The organism is Corynebacterium sp. CNJ-954 (assembly GCF_001942345.1).
Taxonomy (GTDB): Bacteria; Actinomycetota; Actinomycetes; order Mycobacteriales; family Mycobacteriaceae; genus Corynebacterium.
The window spans coordinates 129,967-150,062 of sequence record NZ_MKKI01000043.1 but is presented as its reverse complement, the minus strand read 5'-3'; the positions used below and the strand labels follow the sequence as shown (position 1 = coordinate 150,062).

The window sequence follows — 20,096 nt, the reverse complement described above, 5'->3', positions numbered from 1 at the left end:
CGGCGGTGGTCTACACCCCTGACATCGACCGCCGCCCTTATCGTTCTGAACGGGGGACCGCTCAGTAGAGTTGTATCCGTGAGGAAAATTCATGGAGTTGTCAGCTTCGCCGCGTCCGCCGTTGTCGCCGCGGCAGTCACGGTCGGCACGGCTGCCGCGGGAGTGGCCCGTGACGGGGAGACCGCAGAGAACTGTCCGTCCGTCGTAGCGCTCGCAGCCCGGGGCAGTGAAGAGAACGAGACCTACGGGCCTGCCGCGGCCAACGGGTACTCCAACGGCTACGAGGGGGAGACCCTCCACCGGTTCCTGAGCTACGCGTCCACCGTGCACCCGGGCCTCTTCGACCCGGACGAACGCACCGTGCTGGCCATCGACGCCGACCACTACCCGGCGCGTTTCCCTGTCGGAGAGGCTGGGGAAGACCCGGACCCGGCGACGGTGATCAACGGGGTGGGCCTATTCGTCGACTCCATGGCGAGAGGCCTGCCCGGAGGACTGGCCATGGTCGAGGACTATGAACAGTCCACCGGCTGCCGTCCGGACTACGTCGGTCTCGGGTACTCGCAGGGGGTCGCCGCCCTGACACCGGTGCAGCACACACTTGCCGCTGAGGGGCGGCTGCGCGGTGCGGTGCACTTCGGCAACCCCTTCCACCGTGCCCCGGGGCTCATCGGCGGGGGATCGATGAGCGGGGTCCCCGTCCACAGCTACTGCCTGGCCGACGACTTCGTCTGCGACACCGGCCCACGGTCCGTCGCCCTCGCCGTGCAGGACGATGAAGGTGCCGGGGCACACGAGACCTACTTCCGCAATGCGGTGGCTGATCCCTCGGACGCGAGCCCTGCGGAGCGTGCAGCGGCCGACGCCTTCGCCCGTCTTATCCGATGAACAGGATCAGTGGACCGTCGTAGAACAGGGCAGCCATGACGGCGGCGACGGCGACACCGGCGTGCAGCGGTATCTCGCGAATCCCGACCTTCTTCGGAGGCCACGGTGTGCCCTTCGCCGCTGACGCGGGTACCGCGCGGGACCGCCACAGGGCGACCGCGAACACGGCCACCGCCACGATCCAGGCCGCCCAGTGCACGTACCGCGCGCCGACGGTGGCCACCACGACGATCAGTGCAGCCAGGTGGAAGATCTGGGACGCGGCCAGCCAGCCGGGATCACCCTTCTTGCGGATCATGGTCTTGACGTAGAAGATCGTGCCGACCGTGTAGAGAAGCAACCACAGGAAGCTCACCCACACCGCGGTAGGCAGGGCCTCGACCACTTTCGGGGTGAACAGGTTCGACGTCCACGTGACCCCGCCGCTGACCGGATTACTCGCCCCCAGGCCGATCGTCGCGGCGACCGGGACGATGAACACGGACGCGGCCGTCGTCGCGACCCCGGATGCCAGTGACCGGGGCGTCCCCCGCCATGTCTCGTAGACCGCGATCGCGATCAGCGGCAGGAACACGAACGCCCACCACAACAGGTGCGGTTGCAGTATCAGCGCCAGTACCGCCGCCAGGCCGGCGACTGCGCCGTACAGCAGCGTCGGCGCGACAGCACGTCCGCGCATCGTGGCGTTGCGGGCGCGCATCAGGATCCCACCGGCGAAGAACGCCAGGTAGCCGACCACCCACGCCACGGTGACGGCGAAGAAGGTCAGCACCATGCCGGCGGTGCCGTGCACGCCGTCGCCCCGGTCCGCGGGAGAGACCGCGTCCCAGATCTTCAGGCACCAGAAGAGCCCGACGAGGGGCGGTATCGCGACCATCGGCCACGCGCCGTGCTGATTCGGTACCCACGGGTTCATTCTCATCGCCATAGTGCAAAGCGTATCGCGGGGAAACGTCGACTGTGGTTCCTTTCGGACGGTACTTACCCGTAGCATGGGCGGACGTGACCCAGAACCGCCGACCGGAACAGCGTGCCGCACGATTCCCGGACAAACCCCCGGAGCGTATCGGCGTGATGGGCGGCACCTTCGACCCGATCCACAACGGGCACCTCGTGGCGGGCAGTGAGGTCGCCGACCGGTTCGGGCTGGACGTGGTGATCTACGTACCGACCGGGCATCCCTGGCAGAAGAGGGACAAGGTCGTCACCGCGGCGGAGGACCGTTACCTGATGACGGTCATCGCCACGGCGGCGAACCCCCAGTTCCTGGTGTCACGCGTCGACATCGACCGTCCGGGGGACACCTACACCGTCGACACCCTCAAGGACATCCAGCGTCGGTATCCGGACGCGGAACTGTACTTCATCACCGGTGCGGATGCGCTGGAACGTATCGTCACCTGGCGGCACTGGGAGGACGTGTTCAACCTCGCGCACTGTGTCGGCGTCACCCGCCCCGGCTACGATCTCGCCGACGCCGGTGAGGCACTGCGCAGCCAGGTCGACTCGGACCGGTTGAGCCTGGTCAATATCCCGGCGATGGCGATCTCGTCGACCGACATCAGGGAACGCGCGGCCGACGGACGGTCGGTCTGGTACCTCGTGCCCGACGGAGTCGTCCAGTACATCGGGAAGACAGCCCTGTACCGTCGGCGCAACCAGGACAGTCACGGCGGGTTGCCGTGGGCGGTCTCGGACACCGAGGAGAGTGCCGGCCCCTACGGTGACGGTGCTGCGCAGGGCACGCTGGGGGAGGACGCTGACCCGTCCGTCTCGGCCGAGCCGGACGTGGACTGGAACCCCGATGAGGAGAGCGACCGCTTCCCCGACGGATGGTTCTGACGCAACGGCCCACCTGATGCTGCAATTCGACGTCCGGCTTGTAGAATCACTGGCGGAAAACATCTGTCCTCTACTTTCATGAAGGATCCGGCACCACGTGACCGCTAGTTCCGACGCCATCAACCATGCGGGGATCGCCGCCCGCGCCGCCTCAGAGCGTCTCGCCGAGGACATCGTCGTCCTCGACGTGACCTCCCGTCTGCCACTGGCGGACTGTTTCGTGCTGGCCACCGGCGACAACGAGCGCATGGTCAACTCCATCGTCGACGAGGTCGAGGAGAAGCTCGCCGAGGTCGGCGTGAAGGCACGCCTGCGCGAGGGGCACCGTGACAACCGGTGGGTCCTGCTGGACTACGGCACGATCGTCGTGCACGTCCAGCGACGCGACGAGCGCGAGTTCTACGCCCTGGACCGCCTGTACCGTGACTGCCCGACCGTGGAGGTCGAGGGTGTCGAGCAGGCCGACCGTGGCTTCTGGGCCAGCGACGTGAGCGCCGAGGACATCGACGCCGACGACCCCTTCGCGGCACAGAGTGCAGCCGACCTGCCGCTGGCGGGCCCGGCACCCGACGAGGACGAGCTCTAGGGGCTGGTGACGGTGCGCCCGGGAGAGCCCGGCTCGTCCGGCCCGTCTGAGGGGAGACGTCTGCCCGAACGGCGGTTGATCCTGATCCGGCACGGTCAGACGGAGTTCAACCTGGTCGGGCGCATGCAGGGGCAGCTCGACACCCCGCTCACGGAGGCAGGACGCGCTGAGGCGGAGGCCGCCGCTGCGGAGCTGGGGACCTGGCCGATCGGCACGGTCGTCAGTTCGGACCTGCAGCGTGCGCAGGACACGGCGGCTCTGCTCGCCGACGCCCTGAACCTGGAGTACACCACCGATTCGCGGTTGCGGGAGACCGACCTGGGGGACTGGTCGGGCAAGGCACACGAGGACGTGGACGCGGTGTTCCCCGGTCAGCGCTCCCACTGGCGGTTGAACCCGACCTGGGCCCCACCGAACGGGGAGACCCGCGTGGAGGTGTCCGACCGTGCGGTGGGACTCGTCGATGAACTGATGGACACCGACGCGTGGAACGCCGGCTCGGTGATGCTGGTCGCCCACGGCGGTACGATCGCGGCGCTGACGTCGCGGCTGCTGGGGATCCCGACCGAGCACTACCCGATGTTCGGCGGGCTGGGCAATGCCCGGTGGTCCCAGCTCGTCGCCCGCCCTACCGGTGACGTCTCCGGTGCCGGTCCCGCCGTCGGGTCGGATCTGTGGCGCGAACCCCGCTGGTTCCTGGAAGGATGGAATGTGGGAGTCGCGGCACCCACGCCGGTTGCCGTGGTGAACGCGGATGAAGGTGAGGTGACCGGACGATGAGTGTACTGGTGGTCACTGACTCCTCGGCATGCCTGCCTCCGGCCCTGGCCGCGGAGTACGGCATCACCGTCCTGGACTTCCACGCCGAAGGTGAGGGCGACGAGGAGACGACGGCCGGACTGGGGGCTCTCGAGCTCACCGCCTGCTATGCGCGACTGCTGGAACGTGGTGGCGACGACGGCGTGGTCGCACTGCACATCTCCAAGGAACTGTCGGGGACATGGTCGTCGGCGTCTCAGGCGGCGGCGGTTCTCGACGGGCGTGTCGAGGTCATCGACACCATGTCCGGGGGCATGGTCATCGGGCAGGCGGCCATCGCCGCGGCGCGCTGTGCCGATGAGGGCGGTTCGCTCGATGAGTGCCGTGGCGCGGCCCAGCACGCCATAGACACCGGTCAGCTCTGGCTGTTCGTCAACCGTCTGGACACGTTGGCACGTGGTGGACGTCTGACGGCCGGCCAGCGACTGCTGTCCACGGCGTTGGCGATCAAACCGATCATGCATCTGGCAGGCGGGCGGCTCGAACTCGCTGCGAAGACCAGGACCCGGTCGAAGGCGATGGAGCGGATGGTGACCCTCGCGACGAACGCATACCGTGATGTCGCTGAGGCGTTGGTGCCGACTGGATCGACAGAGCAGTCGGAGGCACCGGAGGCGCCGGAGCCGTCGGACGAGGCTGACACGGCCGCGGAGGATGCGGAGTTGGCTGTGGGGCCGACGGCGGGGCCGGCCGCCAGGGAAGCGGGGGCGGATACCGTCGTCCCTGCGGACGATGGCGTGCAGGCTGCCGACAGGCACGGTGGGCACGGCACTGACGATGAGGGTGGTACCGGTACAGCGGACGATGCTGACGGTGCCGATGACGCCGACCGTGCGGACCGCGACGTGTCTGATGACGAGGACGGTGAGGACACCTCCGAGACTCCGGACCGGCCGCGGATCTTCAACTTCGGTGGCCGTGACAGGTCGGAGAAGGGCGAGAAGCCGGAAAAGGCGGAAAAGGCGGACAAATCGGAGAAGTCCGAGAAGTCCGATAAATCGGAGCACGAGCGGCTGCGGTTGCGTCGCCGGGCAGAGGAGCAGGTCCCGTTGCGGGATCTGCCGAGGGTGCCGATGCATCTGGCCGTCCACCACCGCGAGGCGGAGGACGCCGCAGAAGAACTGCGTGCGAACCTCCGTGAGCAGCTGCCGGAGTGCGTGGTCATCTCGGTCGTGGATATCTCCCACGCCATGGCTGTGCACACCGGGCCGGGCGCGCTCGCGGTGTCGATGGTGCAGGACTGAGGTTCTCCACAGGGCGGTTGTTGTCCACAGCGTCCTGCGTCGACCGCGCCCGGGCCGGGTGCACCTGTCCGCCCATGCACTTACATGGTGACCCATGGGCGGAGACGCAGAAGACAGGACACCGGCACAGCGCCGGGGAAGCGGCACACGGCGGGCGGTGGCTGACAGGGTAGGGGCCCTGACCCAGCCGGTGCCGGGCCATGAGTTGGCGGATGTCCGGTTCGAGCGTCGGACCGTGATCGGTCCCCGGTCCGCCCGGATCATGACGGCAACGGTCGCGGCCCTGGTGGTCGTGGTGGGAGGGGTGATGCTTTTCACTGAAACAGGTGGTGACAGTGGCGGCGGCCAGGGGGAGGTCGTGGCCGGACTGTCACCGGTGGTGTCCGGGGACGCCGGGGTAGAGCTGGCGGGGGACCCCGGACAGGATGACCGCGGGAGCGGAGAGTCCGACCAGGCGGGCGGGGAAGACGACACTGCAGACGTGGGGCCTGTGGTGGTGTCGGTGCAGGGGATGGTGCACAACCCCGGCCTGGCCACCGTCGATGCGGGGACGCGGGCAGGTGAGGTGATCGACCGCTCGGGAGGGGTCCGGGGGGACGGTCGTGTGGAGGGGATCAACCTCGCCGAGCCCGTGGTGGACGGGATGCAGATCGTGGTCGATCCGGACGGGTCGCGGGTGCTCTACCCGGGGCAGGCCCGGGACAACGGTGTTCCTGCGGCACCGGACCCGGCGTCCACGCAACCGGGACAGGGAGCGGGTGACGGGGCGGACCCCGGTACGGCGGCGTCCGGCATGGTGAACATCAACTCCGCGGACGCTGCGTCACTGACGTCGCTGTCAGGGGTGGGACCGGCGACGGCAGAGGCGATCATCGCCTGGCGGGAGACAAACGGGGAGTTCGCTGCGGTGGAGCAGCTGATGGAGGTCAAGGGGATCGGCCCGGCGAAGTTCGAGGCTCTGCGTGACAATGTCACCGTCTGACCGGCCCGTGGATCCTGATGCACTGCGGTGGCGATCCAATCCTGATCTGACGCCGCCGCCGGGGGCGGGAACACCGTGGACGGTTCCGGACCGGGATCCGGGTAGTCCTGAGGTGATGCGGCGCCGACGCGGTCCGGATCTGCGGCTGGTGCCGGTGGCAGTGGTGGTGTGGCTGGCTGTGGTGCTGACGATCATGGTGCGCAGTCCCTGGGTGGCGGCAGGTCTGCTGGGTGTGGCGGCCCTTGCTGGTGCGGGCGTGTGCTTCCTCGGGCCGTTCCGTCCTGGCACGACGGTGGCGGAAGGTCCGCTACGTGTCATGGTGCGGACCAGCGCCCTCGTGGCTCTGGTGGGTGCGGCGTGGTCGGCGCGGGCAGCGTGGCTGGTGGCACGGGTGGATCGGCATCCGTTGAGGGAGACCACGACACGACTGGCGGAGACGGTGGAACTCGCCACGGCACCGAAACAGCTGGCCGGCGGGAGCGTCCTGTTGACGGTGCAGGTGGACGACCTGGGCACGGTGCCGCTGTTCCTTGACGCCTGGGATGTTGAGGCAGGAATGCTGGCGTGGCAGCCGGGGACGTCACTGGCGGTGGAGGCGACTGCGGCGGAGACAGACCGGCTGGCCATGGCCCCGTTGCAGTTGTCGGCGTCCACGGTCCGGACGTGGTGTCACCACCGGACGGGCTGGGTGGGGTGACCGCGCACCTGCGCGCCGGGTTGCGGGTTGCGGCACAGGACCTGCCGGGCGGGACGGGGGAACTGGTGCCGGGCATGGTGGTCGGGGATGTCAGCATGCAGGATCCGGTCGTGCGGGAACAGTTCCTGGCGACGGGCCTCACCCACCTGACGGCGGTGAGTGGGGCGAACCTGGCGATTGTCACGGGCAGTGTGCTGGTGCTGGTGACGGCATGGGGCTGGCCGTCGTGGTCGCGGTATCTGGCGGCCTTCCTGTGCCTGGTGGCGTTCGTGCTGCTGGTCGGCCCGGAACCGAGCGTGTTGCGGGCGGCGGTGATGGGCGTGGTGGGGTTGGTCGCGGCATTGTCGGCGCGACGGGCCCACGGGTACGCGGCCCTGTCTGCTGCCGTGATCGTGCTGCTGGCAGTGGACCCGGGGCTGGCGGTCGAGTACGCGTTCATCCTCTCGGTGGCGGCGACGGCGGGGATCGTCGCGCTCGCGCCACTGCTCACACGGCGGATCCTGCAGGGCTGGACGGACCGTAGGACGGCACGCCAGGGTCGGCATCATCCTCCCGTCCGGTGGCAGGCGATGGTGGTGGGGCTGGTGTCGGTGAGTCTGGCGGCTGACCTGGTGACCGCGCCGGTGATCGTGCAGATGACAGGTGTGGTCTCCCCGACGGCGGTGCTGGCGAATGTCCTGGTGGGCGCGGCGGTCCCGCCGGTGACGGTGATCGGTATGTTGGGTGCGCTGGTCGGTGGGGTGCACACCGGTGTCGCAACGGTGGTGCTGTGGGGCGCTGCTGCGCCGGCGTGGTGGATCCTCAGCGTCGCAGCGGGGCTGTCCCGCGTACCGGTGCTGCACACCCCGGGCGGTGCGCCGGCAGCAGGGGCGGTGGTCGTCGTCGCAGTGGGAGTGGTTCTGGTGGTGGTGTCGAGGCGGTGGCGTCGGAGTGCTCTCGTGGGGTTGTTGGTGGCAAGCGTGTGGACGGTGGTGGCTGTGCAGCGTGGGGTGCTGGTGACCGGTCCCTATGCCGTGGCGACCGGTCAGGATGCGGCGCTGGTGCGAGTGTGGGCCGACGACCTGGATGAGGTCGACTGGTATCTGGGCGTGCGTCCGACGACGTCGGGCGGACCGGAGATACTCCGTGGACCAGCAGGAGAGGACGCTGAGGTCATCGTCGTCGCTGATGAAGCGGCAGTCATGCTGCACGAGTACCGGTTGAATGCGTCGTCCGGGGAGGAATCGGCGCAATTGTCTGGGCGTACGGAGCATACAGAGCGTCCGGAGCTGTATGTGGTGACCGCGTGTGGTCGCAGCAGGGGGATGCCGAGCCGTACACCGGGCGGGGTTCCGGTGGCGTTTCCTTTCCGGGACGGCATGGTGGTGCTCGGTAGCGTGGGGGCGGTCGAGGGGTTGTACGCCGATGGAGCCGCTGGTGGTGTGTCGTGCGGATCGCGAAGGTGATCACCGCTGTTCAGGACGCCCGGGGCGTGTGCATGCCGATATTGATGACGGTGCCCTGCGAATCACGGTAGAAGAAACGGGTCACGCCCCACGGCTCCTCGGTGAGCGGGTGAACGATCTCGAGGCCGGCGGCCGTGACCCGCTCCAGTGCCACGGACACGTCGTCGACGAAGATCGAGACGGCCGGGCAGACCGGGGCCGTCGCGTCGGCGGTCATGAGACTGAGCTGGTGACCGGCGTCATCACCGAGGGTGACGATCCAGCCGTGGTCCATGAGGATCTCGAACCCCAGGACATCCCTGTGTTCGGCGACCGCCCGCGGCAGATCGGCGACCACGACATTCGGCACCACCCGTTCAACCTGCATGGAACCACTCTATACCGTGCACGTCCGGTCGTCGCGCCGGGAGAATCGCCGGGCGATAGACTGGCATCCATGGCAACCAGTTCCCGTCCACCGGCCCCGGTGAACCTCATCGTCGGTGCCGACAGCTTCCTGGCCGAACGGGCCCGTCACCGCATCGTCGCCGCGACCCGCGCCCACGCCGGGATCGACGATCTGCCGGTCGACATGCGCAAAACCTCTGAGCTCAACGCCGGTGAACTGGCCGAACTGCTCAGCCCGTCACTGTTCGCCGAGGACCGCATCGTGGTGGTCACCGGTGTCGAGGAGGCGGCGAAGGACTCCGTCGCCATGATCGAGATGGCCGTGTCCGACCCCGCCCCCGGCGTGGTGCTGATTCTGCAGCACACCGGTAAAGGGCGGCAGAAGTCACTGGTGACCAGTCTGCCGAAGAAAGGGCCGAAAGGTGCTGTCGAGGTGCATTCGGCTGCGGAGCTCAAAGGCAGGGAACGGCAGAGCTTCGTGGAACAGGAGTTCCGTGACCACAAGGTGCGGGTCACCCCGGACGTCACCGCTGCACTCCTCGATTCCGTCGGTACCGACCTGCGGGAGCTGGCCAGCGCGATCAGCCAGCTCGTCGCCGACACCGACGGCCACGTCACCGAGGAGACCGTGCACCGCTACTACCAGGGGTCCGCGGAAGTCTCGGGTTTCGACGTCGCTGACCTGGCCATCGCCGGGCGGGCGGACCAGGCGCTGGGGTCAGCGCGCCGGGCGCTGCAGCTCGGCGTGCATCCCGTGCTGCTGGCCTCGGCCCTGTCGGGCATGGTCGGTGACATCGCCCGAGTTCACGGTGCCCGTGTGAACCCTCGCCAGCAGGCGGGGGAGTACGGGATGCCGCCGTGGAAGCTGGAGAAGACGGTGCGTTCGGCACGTGCCTGGAAGGCGTCCTCGGTGGCGGCCGCGGTGCAGATCGTCGCCGAGTTGGATGCGGGGGTCAAGGGGCATGCCGCTGACGCCGAGTGGGCGGTGGAGGACGCCGTCCGACGGATCGCGGCCCTCGCACGGGGGTGAGATGCGGCCACCCCCGTGGGGATCCGTGGGGCGGGGGTGGCTGACGGCATGACGTGGGTCATGTGCGCGGAAGATCTTATGCCCGCACAATGATGTTTCCAGTGCAGTCGTCAGGGACTGTCGGTGCTCCTACCGTTGTCGGGGTCGGTCAGGTGTGATCCACCGCACACCGGGCCGACGCGTTTTCTCGCTCTCCAGACTCCGCGAACGAAAGGACAACGGTCCATGACCGAGACCGCCACCGCGAACGCCACCACCACAGACCTTGACCGGCAGGTCACGGACTGGCTCACCACCTTCGCCGACGCGCTCAACACCACTGACCCCGATGCCGCAGCGGACGCCGTCTCCGCACTGTTCGAACCCGACGGATTCTGGCGCGACCTCGTCGTCTTCACCTGGAACCTGCACACCGCCGAAGCGCCGACGCCATCGCCGAGCTGGTCCGGGAGAACAACGACCGGATCGGTGCCACCGACCTCAGCGTCGAAGACGCCACTGACGAGGGTGACGGAGTCACCCGCGGCACCGTCACCTTCACCACTCCGGTGTTCAAGGCCCGCGCCATTGTCCGTCTCCGCGAGGGGAAGATCTGGACGTTGCTGACCTCGGCCAGGGAACTCGTCGCACGCCCCGAGCCCAAGGGGCGCAACCGCCCCAAAGGTGTCGAGCACGGCCCGGACGCAGAGAAACTCAACTGGGCGGACAAGCGGGCACAACGGCAGGAACGTCTCGGCTACGAGGACCAGCCCTACGTCCTGATCATCGGTGGAGGACAGGGTGGCATCGCCCTGGCTGCACGCCTCAAGCACCAGGGTGTGCCCACCCTGGTCGTGGAGAAGTCCGACCGCCCCGGTGACCAGTGGCGCGGGCGTTACCACTCCCTGTGCCTGCATGACCCGGTCTGGTACGACCACCTGCCGTACCTGCCGTTCCCCTCGACCTGGCCGGTGTTCACCCCGAAGGACAAGATGGGGGACTGGCTGGAGCACTACACCGGGATCATGGACCTGGATTACTGGACGAAAACCACCTGTGAACGGGCGTCCTACGATGAGTCGACCGGCACCTGGGAGGTCGTCGTCTCCCGCGACGGCGAGCAGGTCGTCCTCAACCCGACCCAACTGGTTCTGGCCACCGGTATGTCCGGTGTGCCGAACAAACCGTCCTTCCCGGGGAGGAGGACTTCCGCGGCGAGATCCGGCACTCCTCCGAGCACCCCGGTGGCGAGACGGACAAGGGGCGACGGGTCGTCGTCCTCGGGGCGAACAACTCCGCCCACGACATCTGCAAGGACCTGCACGACAACGGCGCGCACCCGGTGATGATCCAGCGCTCGTCGACCCACATCGTGAACTCCAACGCATTCATCAAGCACGTCACCTCCCCGTTGTTCTCCGAGGAAGCGGTCGAATCCGGCATCGACACCGACACCGCCGACATGCTCTTCGCCTCCTGGCCGTACAAACTGCTGCCCATCGGGCAGAAACAGGCTTTCGACGCAGTGAGGGAGGAGGACGCCGACTTCTACCGCCAGCTCGAGGACGCCGGTTTCATGCTCGACTTCGGTGAGGACGAGTCGGGCCTGTTCCTGAAGTACCTGCGGCGCGGTTCCGGCTACTACATCAACGTCGGCGCGTCCGAACTCGTCGCCGACGGAACGATCGAACTGCACAGTGGCGTCGGCATCGACCACTACACCGCCGACGGTGTGGTGCTCACCGACGGCACCGAACTCCAGGCCGACGTGGTGGTGCTGGCCACCGGTTACGGGTCGATGAATGGCTGGGCCGAGATGCTGATCAGCCCGGAGGTCGCCGACAAGGTCGGCAAGTGCTGGGGTCTGGGCTCCGACACCGCCAAGGATCCGGGCCCGTGGGAGGGTGAACTGCGCAACATGTGGAAGCCGACCCAGCAGGAGAACCTCTGGTTCATGGGTGGCAACCTGCACCAGGGGCGTCACTATTCGCGCTACCTGGCCCTGCAGCTCGCCGCCCGGCATGAGGGGCTGGACACCCCGGTGTACAAGCTCGCGCCGGTGCACCACACCTCCTGAGGGTGCGGGCGCTTACCGGGCTTTCTCCTCGGCCAGTTCCGTGGTCCCGCCGTCGAGCCGGTTGCCGAGCTCCTCGTGGGACAGGGTGGTCACGCGGTGGATGATCTCCAGCACCTGGCTGTAATGCCTCGACGAGTTCTTCAGGAATGACGTGTGATCCTCGTCGCGCAGCATGACAAGCTTCGCATTGCCTCCGTCGCGGGTGACGGCGTCGACGTAGTGCTGCGAGTTCGCCGGTGGGACGAGGGTGTCCGCGGTCCCGTGCACCGCGACGACCGGGATGTGCCGGTTGATGTTCTGGATCGGGTCGATGCTGTCGTAGCGCTGCGGCAACTCGGCAGGCGTGCCCTTCATGGCTTTGACGATGTTGTCGTCACCGTGTTCGGCGGCCCACACCAGGTCCAGTGGGCCGGACAGTGACACCACGCGGTTCGGCGTGAACTTCGGGTCCGCCCCGAGCGTGCCGGTCTCCAGGTCACCGCGGGTTCCGGCCCAGGCAGCGAGCTGGGCGCCGGCGCTGTGCCCGACGACGGTCTCGTCGTCGATCGTGATCTCCGGGTGCCGCTCGTCGATGGAGGGGATGTAGTCCAGGGCGTCGGCGACATCGGTGAACGTCTGTGGCCAGCCGCCGCCTTCGCTGACGTCGCGGTACTCCACGTTGAGCACCGCCAACCCGCGTGAGGCCAGATCAGCGGCGATGTGCCGTGAACCGGGAGCGCCACCGTGCCATGCTCCGCCGTGGATGAACACGACCAGCGGGACGGTGTCCTCGTCGTGCTCACCGTCAGGCAGGTAGAAGTCGGCCCAGTTCTGCGTGGGATCCGGCGTGCCCTCACGGACCGGGTAGACGAAACGTTCCACGAAACCGTCGGCCACCTCGTCGCGGGGAACATCGGGGACGACCGTCGCACCGTCCAGTTCGATGGTGCCGGACGGTGGTGAGGAGTGCCCGCCGTCGGAGTTACCTCGGGAACTGCCGTCGTCGCCGCAGGACACCAGTGCACCGGTGAGTGCGACGGTGGCCAGGACAGATAGGACGCGGCACGGTGAGATACTCACGGCGGACGGTCTCCTCTCGGTGACGGGGGCAGATGGCTCTGAGCTTAGCGAGAGGTCAGTCGAACCGGTCGCCGTCCAGGGCGTCGTGGGGGAGCGTGGCGGTCTGCTGAATGATGTCCAGCACCTGCGCGTAGTGCGTCGAGTCCTGTTTCAGGAATGACAGGTGATCCTCGTCGTCGAGCAGGACGAGCTCGGCGCTACTGCCAGCGTCGAGGGCGGCCTCCACGTACCGTCTCGAGTTTCTCTGCGGTACGACCGTGTCATCGGTGCCGTGGACGGCGACCACGGCGACCTCGGGGTTGATGTTCCTGATCGGGTCGATGCTGTCGTACTCCTCGGGCAGTTCCTCCGGGGGTGCCTTCATCGCCTTGACGATATTGTCGTCGCCGGTGTTCGCGGCCCGGATAAGGTCCAACGGCCCGGCCAGGGACACCACCCGTGTCGGTGTGAACGCCGGATGCGCGCCGACCTCGTCGTCGCCCAGATCGTCGCGGGAGCCGGCCCATGCGGCGAGCTGCCCGCCGGCGCTGTGCCCGACGACGGTCGCGTCCCCGACACGGAGTTGCGGATAGTGCTCGCCGATGGTCGGGACGTGGTCCAGGGCCGCGGCGACGTCCTCGAACGTCTTCGGCCAGCCGGCGCCCTCCTTGACACCCCGGTACTCGATGTTGATCACCGCCACACCGCGGGACGCCAGGTCGGAGGGACATGGCTGGCGCCGTGGGCGCCACCGTTCCACCCGGTGCCCTGGATGTACACCACCAGCGGCACGCTGGCGTCAGCCAGCCCGGCGCCGGTCGGCAGGTAGAGATCCGCCCAGTTCTCCTCCGGATTCGGTTCGCCACTGCCGTCCGGGCCGACGGGATAGATGATCCGTTCGACGAAGTGCTCGTCGGTCTCGTCGTCCGGGGCGTCCTCGACAATCGTCAGGCCGTCTGCAGCGGTGACCGGTGTGCCCTCGCCCCGGCCGCCTCCGCTGGCTTCACCGTCACCGCAGCCTGAGAGCGCCGCGGTGCCGAGGACCGACGTAGCCAGGACGGCGACGGTTCTGATCGTGCACTGGATCCGCGGTGTCACCGGTGGCCCTCCCCTGTGGCTGTCTTGAGTGTCGGTCAGTTTCCACCGGAGTGTACTGATTCCGCCAGACGCCGGACGACTTCGGTGAGCACCTCCACCCCTGCCAGCATGTCGTCGTCCCGGGTGAGTTCCGCCTCGTTGTGGGAGATCCCCTCGACACTGGGTACGAACAGCATCACCGTCGGGACCTTCTCCTTCATATTCGTCGAATCGTGGCCGGCCACCGTGTAGATCTCGCGGTGACTGAAACCAAGGTCGTGGGCGACCTCACCTGCCAGGGCGACGCCCTCTGCGGGATAGGGGTTCAACGCCCACTGGTGCGTCAACTGCTGGTCCACCCGGACATGCGCCTCGTCTTCCGCCGCCGCGATCGCCTCGGCCACCCGGGTCTCCGCCCACTCCAGGACGTCAGTGTCGGGGGAGCGCAGGTCGAGGTTCATCGTCACCTCCCGGGCGATGGTGACCGGGGAATTGGGCTCCACCACCATCTGCGACACCGAGGCCTGCAACGAACCCGCAGGAACCTCATCGGTCATCCGGCGCACCGCGGCGATCACCAGGGAAGCGCCGAACAGTGCGTCCCGCCGGTCGGACATCAGGGTTGACCCGGTATGTCCCTGCTCACCGTGCACGGTGACCCGGAACTTCCTGGCTCCCCAGGTGGCGGACACCAACCCGACGGTGGTGCCGGTGTCCTCGAGGACACGTCCCTGTTCGACGTGGATCTCGGCGTACGCCGCGATCTCCGGGGGCGTGACGACCGGTGCCCAGTCGGCCTCCGCGAGCGCGTCCGCCACGGTGACTCCGGCATGGTCGGTGGAGGCCAGCGCCTCGGCGAGCTCCAACGACCCTGTGTACACGGAACTTCCCATCATCGACGGGGAGAACCGGGATCCTTCCTCGTTGAACCAGTTGACCACTGCGAGGTTGACGTCGCCGCTGCGTGAGGGGTGTGGTTCGTCGACGAGCGCCGACACCGCGTGCAGTCCGGCGAGGACTCCGTAGGAGCCGTCGAAACGACCGGCCAACGGCTGGGAGTCCATGTGCGAGCCGACCAGGACGTACGGTGCGCCGGAGGTGCGCTCGAAGAGCCCGAACTGGTTGCCGATCTCGTCGAACTGCACCCGTCCTCCGCGACGTGTCACCTGCCCGGTGAACCATGCGCGGACGGCGCGGTCGTCCGGCGTCGCCGCCTGCCGGTCGATGCCCCCGCCGGAGGTGGCGCCGAAGGTGGACATGGCGGCGAAGTCCTCGAGAAAACCGGCGGTGGCCGGTGTGGACGGGGAATCAGCGGTCTCACGTGTGCTCATCAGAGTGTCTCCTTCTGTGCTGGTGGCCGGGCGTCCCAGTGCTTGTCGCCGAAGACAGTTTCGCCACCCACCACCGTGGCGAGCACGGGAATGTCGGCGATCTGGGAAGGGTCGACACCGGGATCGGTCGGGTCCTGGTCCAGAACCACCAGGTCGGCGAGCTGGCCGGGGATGATCTGGCCTTTGCGTCCGGACCAGCCGGTGGTCTGCGCAGACCCCACGGTGTACGCGTGCACGGCCTGGGCGGCGGTGATCCGGTCGGCGGGGCCGTAGGCCTGACCGGATTCGGTGCAGCGTTCAACGAAAGCCTGGATCACCGACAGCGGCGCCCCGCCGGCGACCGGACGGTCCGAACTGCCCGGCAGGACGACACCGGCGTCGAGGACCCGCCGGGCAGGGTAGGACAGCAGGCTGCGGTCGGGCCCGAGCTTGTCGCTCATCGCGTCGCCGAACTCGGCGATGAACCGTGGTTGGGGGACCAGTACCGCGTCGACACCCGCGATGGCCGTCAGCTGGTCGTCGCGGACCACACCACCGTGTTCGATGCGGTGCGGCATGCGGGGTGGCCCGAAACGACGTCGCGCCTCGCCGATGACGTCCACGGCGTAGTCCACGGCGGCGTCCCCGATCGCGTGCATGGCCAGTGACCAGCCTCCGGCGGCTGCTTCGAGGGCATGGTCCCGCATCATCCCCGGGTCGCCCTGGAAGTATCCGCGGTGGTGGGTGCAGTGGTGGTAGTCCTCGGACATGGCGGCGGTGGAGCCGATCAAGGAGCCGTCGGTGAAGATCTTCGCCGGGCCGATCTGGAGCCACTCATCACCGACGCCGGTGCGCACCCCGGCAGACAGTGACCGTACCGTCGCGTCCTCCGGAGCGCCCGCCACGTCGTGCAGAGCGTCGATGGTGACCATCGTCTGCATCCGCGTGCTCAGCAGCCCCTTGTCGCGTGCTGCCTGGTAGGCGCCGAATTCCCGGGGACTGTGCCCGATCCACCCACCGGCGATGCCCGCGTCGGTCACCGAGGTCAACCCCTCTGACACGTACCGGGACGTGGCGAGGTCGAGGGCGCGGGTGATGAGGCCCTCGGACTCCGGCTGCAGCAGGGCCTGCACCGGCCGCATCGCGTTCTCGTCCAACAGGCCGGTGGGACGGCCGTGCTCGTCGACCCGGATCTCACCGCCGTCGGGCTGGTCCGGATGCTCCGGAGCGATACCCGCCCGACGCAGTGCCTCAGAGTTCACGGTGAGGGCGTGCCCGGAGTTGTGCTTGATGATGACCGGGCGTCCACCGCCGGTCTCGTCCAACCGGTCGATCCGCAACGGGCCGTCCTGCAATGCGAGGGGCCGGAAGTTAGATGCGATGATCCAGTCGTCGCTGTCGGAGGCGGCGGTGGTCGTCTCGACCCGGTCGGCGAGGGCGTGGTAGACGTCCGCTGCGGTCTCGCAGGACCCCAGGTCGACCTCCATCAGCGTCTGGCCGAACCACACGCTGTGGGCGTGGACGTCATTGAATCCGGGCAGGAGGGTCGCGCCACCGGCGTCGATCACGTGGACGGGGGAGGCGGCGCCGGTGAAGCGGTCGAGGTCGTCGTCGACGCCGAGGATCACCCCGTTCCACAGCCCGACACGACTGGCGTAGGGCCGGTCCGGATCGCCGGTGATGATGGTGGCGTTCTCGATGAGGGTGTCGGGACGCAGTGGCATAAAGGAAGTCACCTCGCGGTGTCGCGGGGCAGGAGCTGCTGCCCGGGGGATCGGTGTGTTCCACAGCACCGTAGGTCGCCGTCCCCGGCGCATGGGGCATCCCGGTGCTGTCAGTGTGATTCTGCCGGTGTCAGGCGGCGTAGGGTTGTGCACATGCACTCCGAATCGTCTCGACCGACTCGATCGTCTCAACCGTCTGAGTCGCCTGAGCCGTCCGGCGCAGTGGGCGCCCCGGCCGTTGCAGGGGACGACCGCGAGTGGCTTGCCCTTGTCGATGAACTGGACAAGGAGGTCCCGCTGCTCGTCGAGGAGTTCCTGTCTGAACTGCTGTCGTCCGGGCTCTACTCCGGGGACCTGGTGAACCGGGAGGACCTCGCGGAGTCTGCGGCGGAGACCTTCGTCTTTCTCATCGACCGTCTGCGGTCACCCCTGGGCGCACCCGACCGTCATCTCATCGCACGTCGCCTCGGACGCCTTCGTGCCCGGCAGGGCGTGGCGATGCAGGACCTGGTGGATGCCGTACAGCTGGATTTCCCGGTGCTCTGGCGTCGGCTCCGTCTGCATGCCGGCGAGGAACGCATGGGCGTGCTGATCAACCATGTCGAGCGTGTGCACGTGGTGGTCGACCGGTATTCGTTCTCGGTGCGTGAGGAGTTCATCCGTGAGACCGCCAGGATCGCCCAGAACGTCAGTATCGCCAACCAACGGCACCTGGCGCGGTTGTTCGCCGAGGGGCCCGTCAACGCCGATGTCCTCGGGGACGTCGCCACCGGGTTGGGGGTGGACGTCGATGCGACCTATGAGCTGGCGCTGATCCCGCCGGAACATGTGGGTGCCGTGCGGCGGACGATCGGAGACGAGCTCGCCGACGGCACGCTCTTCGGCCACGAGATCGGCCCGACGTTGGCCGTGCTGCGTCCTCCGGACAAGGCGCAGCCCCTGGACACCATGATCGGCGGATGTGCCGGTGTGCTGTTCAGCGGAGTGCAGGGGCTGGCGGCGGTACGGGTGACGGCGCGCGGAGCGGTGGAGATGCTGCGTTCCCACCCCGAACTCTCGCGGCTGCACCCGTACACCGACCTGCTTCCCGGTACCGTGCTGCGGCACATCCGTGGCCGCATGGTCCCCGGTTTCCTCAGGGAGCAGGGCGCAGCGATCGAGGAACTGGTGCAGGATGGATCGGATCAACTTGTTCCCACAGTGCGGACGTTCCTGGGCACCGGGACGGTGAAGGCCACGGCGTCTGCGATGTACTGCCACCGCAACACCGTGGTCAACCGACTGAACAGTTTCGCCAGGGTCACCGGCCTTGACGTCACCCGCCCGGCGGACGCGGGCATCGTCCAACTGCTCCTGCCCGTCGCCCCGTGACCGGTTCGTCGGTCACGGGGCACGTCTGTTGGGCATCTGCACAACGACGGCAGGGTGGTGTCCACCGCTTTGACAACGTTATGTGACAGCCCTCACTGGTGGTGCCGTGTGCTGTTTACGCTCGCACCCGTCCCCCGAGAAGAGGAGAAGTTCTGTGGCCCATGACGACACTCCCGGTTCAGCCGGGCCCACCACGGCGACCGCGCATGCACCCGGCAGCACCGGAAGTACCGACGCTACCGATGCTGTCGAAGTCAGCGCGAAAGACGTGTCACGTATCGCCCGCGCGGCGTTCGTCGGCACGGCCCTGGAGTGGTACGACTACTTCCTGTTCGGAACCGCCGCAGCACTGGTGTTCAACCACCTGTTCTTCACCGACCTCAATGCGCTCGCAGCCACCATGGCGTCCTTCGCGACGTTCGGTGTGGGTTTCGTCGCCCGGCCGATCGGTGCGTTCCTGTTCGGTCTGCTCGGTGACAGGGTGGGACGCCGACCTACGCTGATCATCAGCATCATCGCCATCGGCACCGCAACCGGAGTGATCGGTGTCCTGCCCACGTTCGCCGACGTAGGACTCGCCGCACCGATTCTGCTTGCCCTGCTGCGCCTGCTGCAGGGTGTCGCCGTCGGCGGCGAATGGGGTGGCGCGACCACGATCGCCATCGAGCACGCCCCGCCGGAGAAACGCGGACGTTATGCGGCGATGGTGCAGCTCGGTTCGCCGGTCGGCACCCTGTTGTCTTCTGCGGCGTTCACTCTGGTGCTGTTGCTGCCGTCCGACTCCGTCGACGCCTGGGGTTGGCGTCTGCCGTTCCTGGCCGCCTTCCCGCTGCTGGGCATCGCCCTGCTCATCCGCCTGCAGGTCGAGGAATCGCCGGTGTTCGCCCAGCTCATGGAGAACGATGACCAGCCGAAGACCTCCGCATTCGACGTCTTCCGTTCCGGCTGGCGACAGCTGTGCGTGGCCATCTGCGTCGCCCTCCTCGGTGTGGGCGGGTTCTACGTGATGAACACATTCGTCGTCAGTTACGCCACCGGAACACTGGGCGTCGAGCGCCAGCCGGTCGTCAACGCGACACTCGTCGCCGCAGTGGTGCAGATCGTCGTCGTCCTGATCTTCGGTCGCGTCGCCGAGAAGTTCGGTCCCGGCAAGGTCGTCGCCTTCGGCGGTATCGTCACCGCACTTGCCGCCTGGCCGTTGTTCATGCTGATCGACACCGGCAACATCGCCGCCATCACCATGGCGATCTCGCTGGGAATCGGTGTGCTGACCATCTCCTACTCCGTCACCGGGGCGTTGCTCAGTGAGCTGTTCCCCGCGCGGTTGCGGTACACCGGCGTCTCTCTGGGCTACAACCTTGCCGGGGCGATCACCGGCTTCCTGCCGTTCATCGCCACAGCGCTGATGGGGCTGCAGGACGAACCGTCCTCGACCCCCGCCATCGCCATCCTCGCCGTGATCTCGTTGATCACCGCAGCGGGCGGATTCATCGGTGAACGGTGGCGCGTCACGGACGACGTCGTCGTGACCTCGGCGCACGGACACTGACGTCACACCGCAGGACGGCCACCCCTGGGGACACCCCCGTCGCCGTCGACC

At 67.9% G+C, this 20,096-nt stretch carries 18 protein-coding genes and 1 pseudogene; 12 read left to right on the top strand and 7 right to left on the bottom strand.

Features of this window, described 5'->3' with window-relative positions:
• Nucleotides 1-78: 78 nt before the first annotated feature.
• Nucleotides 79-888 carry a cutinase family protein gene (locus BJF89_RS14645; protein WP_075815820.1) on the top strand — a complete coding sequence of 270 codons (810 nt, stop codon included), beginning with the start codon at nucleotides 79-81 and terminating at the stop codon, nucleotides 886-888.
• Here BJF89_RS14645 and BJF89_RS14640 read toward each other — a convergent pair.
• Nucleotides 878-1,816: a YwiC-like family protein gene (locus BJF89_RS14640; RefSeq protein WP_255372682.1), complete on the bottom strand. Its 939-nt coding sequence runs from the start codon at nucleotides 1,814-1,816 to the stop codon at nucleotides 878-880. The two genes, BJF89_RS14645 and BJF89_RS14640, sit on opposite strands and share 11 nt — an antisense overlap.
• Before the next feature lie 74 nt (nucleotides 1,817-1,890).
• On the opposite strand from BJF89_RS14640, the gene nadD reads away from it, so the two are divergent.
• The 7 genes from nadD (at nucleotide 1,891) to BJF89_RS14610 (ending at nucleotide 8,503) form a co-directional block, all read left to right on the top strand.
• Nucleotides 1,891-2,730 carry a nicotinate-nucleotide adenylyltransferase gene (gene nadD / locus BJF89_RS14635; RefSeq protein WP_369803739.1) on the top strand — a complete coding sequence of 280 codons (840 nt, stop codon included), beginning with the start codon at nucleotides 1,891-1,893 and terminating at the stop codon, nucleotides 2,728-2,730.
• 97 nt (nucleotides 2,731-2,827) lie between these two features.
• Nucleotides 2,828-3,316 carry a ribosome silencing factor gene (gene rsfS, locus BJF89_RS14630; protein WP_038549521.1) on the top strand — a complete coding sequence of 163 codons (489 nt, stop codon included), beginning with the start codon at nucleotides 2,828-2,830 and terminating at the stop codon, nucleotides 3,314-3,316.
• 12 nt (nucleotides 3,317-3,328) lie between these two features.
• A complete protein-coding gene (locus BJF89_RS14625) occupies nucleotides 3,329-4,096 on the top strand; it encodes a histidine phosphatase family protein (RefSeq protein WP_369803744.1) in 768 nt (255 codons plus the stop codon).
• Nucleotides 4,093-5,379, top strand: a complete 1,287-nt coding sequence (locus BJF89_RS14620; RefSeq protein WP_075815818.1) for a DegV family protein — start codon at nucleotides 4,093-4,095, stop codon at nucleotides 5,377-5,379. Before BJF89_RS14625 ends, BJF89_RS14620 begins: the two co-directional genes overlap by 4 nt.
• Nucleotides 5,380-5,473: 94 nt before the next feature.
• On the top strand, nucleotides 5,474-6,361 hold the full coding sequence (locus BJF89_RS14615) for a helix-hairpin-helix domain-containing protein (protein WP_075815817.1): 888 nt from the start codon (nucleotides 5,474-5,476) through the stop codon (nucleotides 6,359-6,361).
• Nucleotides 6,348-7,058 (top strand): hypothetical protein, encoded by a 711-nt coding sequence (locus BJF89_RS19750; protein WP_255372680.1) that lies wholly within the window; start codon nucleotides 6,348-6,350, stop codon nucleotides 7,056-7,058. Before BJF89_RS14615 ends, BJF89_RS19750 begins: the two co-directional genes overlap by 14 nt.
• A complete protein-coding gene (locus BJF89_RS14610; RefSeq protein ID WP_255372679.1) occupies nucleotides 7,025-8,503 on the top strand; it encodes a ComEC/Rec2 family competence protein in 1,479 nt (492 codons plus the stop codon). Before BJF89_RS19750 ends, BJF89_RS14610 begins: the two co-directional genes overlap by 34 nt.
• Nucleotides 8,504-8,513: 10 nt before the next feature.
• Here BJF89_RS14610 and BJF89_RS14605 read toward each other — a convergent pair whose 3' ends face one another.
• Nucleotides 8,514-8,870: a VOC family protein gene (locus tag BJF89_RS14605; RefSeq protein ID WP_075815816.1), complete on the bottom strand. Its 357-nt coding sequence runs from the start codon at nucleotides 8,868-8,870 to the stop codon at nucleotides 8,514-8,516.
• A 69-nt stretch (nucleotides 8,871-8,939) separates the two neighbouring features.
• Here BJF89_RS14605 and holA point away from each other — a divergent pair, with 69 nt between their 5' ends.
• Together holA and BJF89_RS14595 are read left to right on the top strand one after the other, a co-directional pair.
• Nucleotides 8,940-9,920: a DNA polymerase III subunit delta gene (gene holA, locus BJF89_RS14600; RefSeq protein ID WP_075815815.1), complete on the top strand. Its 981-nt coding sequence runs from the start codon at nucleotides 8,940-8,942 to the stop codon at nucleotides 9,918-9,920.
• Nucleotides 9,921-10,145: 225 nt separating this feature from the next.
• Nucleotides 10,146-11,976: pseudogene (locus BJF89_RS14595) on the top strand (NAD(P)/FAD-dependent oxidoreductase).
• Nucleotides 11,977-11,988: 12 nt separating this feature from the next.
• Here BJF89_RS14595 and BJF89_RS14590 read toward each other — a convergent pair.
• The 5 genes from BJF89_RS14590 to BJF89_RS14570 are packed head-to-tail and all read right to left on the bottom strand — an operon-like array spanning nucleotide 11,989 to nucleotide 17,125.
• Nucleotides 11,989-13,035 (bottom strand): S9 family peptidase, encoded by a 1,047-nt coding sequence (locus tag BJF89_RS14590; RefSeq protein ID WP_075815814.1) that lies wholly within the window; start codon nucleotides 13,033-13,035, stop codon nucleotides 11,989-11,991.
• A 55-nt stretch (nucleotides 13,036-13,090) separates the two neighbouring features.
• The gene (locus BJF89_RS14585) at nucleotides 13,091-13,774 is read right to left on the bottom strand and encodes an alpha/beta fold hydrolase (RefSeq protein WP_075815813.1); all 684 of its coding nucleotides are present in this window, start codon (nucleotides 13,772-13,774) and stop codon (nucleotides 13,091-13,093) included.
• Nucleotides 13,708-14,112: a hypothetical protein gene (locus tag BJF89_RS14580; RefSeq protein ID WP_075815812.1), complete on the bottom strand. Its 405-nt coding sequence runs from the start codon at nucleotides 14,110-14,112 to the stop codon at nucleotides 13,708-13,710. Before BJF89_RS14580 ends, BJF89_RS14585 begins: the two co-directional genes overlap by 67 nt.
• Nucleotides 14,113-14,147: 35 nt before the next feature.
• Nucleotides 14,148-15,422, bottom strand: a complete 1,275-nt coding sequence (locus BJF89_RS14575) for a M20 family metallo-hydrolase (protein WP_075815811.1) — start codon at nucleotides 15,420-15,422, stop codon at nucleotides 14,148-14,150.
• Complete coding sequence (locus BJF89_RS14570; RefSeq protein ID WP_075815810.1) at nucleotides 15,422-17,125, bottom strand: amidohydrolase; 1,704 nt, start codon at nucleotides 17,123-17,125, stop codon at nucleotides 15,422-15,424. The genes BJF89_RS14575 and BJF89_RS14570 overlap by 1 nt, the downstream gene beginning before the upstream one ends.
• A 153-nt stretch (nucleotides 17,126-17,278) precedes the next feature.
• On the opposite strand from BJF89_RS14570, the gene BJF89_RS14565 reads away from it, so the two are divergent.
• Together BJF89_RS14565 and BJF89_RS14560 are read left to right on the top strand one after the other, a co-directional pair.
• The gene (locus tag BJF89_RS14565) at nucleotides 17,279-18,496 is read left to right on the top strand and encodes a helix-turn-helix domain-containing protein (RefSeq protein ID WP_083650868.1); all 1,218 of its coding nucleotides are present in this window, start codon (nucleotides 17,279-17,281) and stop codon (nucleotides 18,494-18,496) included.
• Between the two features lie 154 nt (nucleotides 18,497-18,650).
• On the top strand, nucleotides 18,651-20,045 hold the full coding sequence (locus tag BJF89_RS14560; RefSeq protein ID WP_083650864.1) for an MFS transporter: 1,395 nt from the start codon (nucleotides 18,651-18,653) through the stop codon (nucleotides 20,043-20,045).
• Nucleotides 20,046-20,096 lie beyond the last annotated feature (51 nt).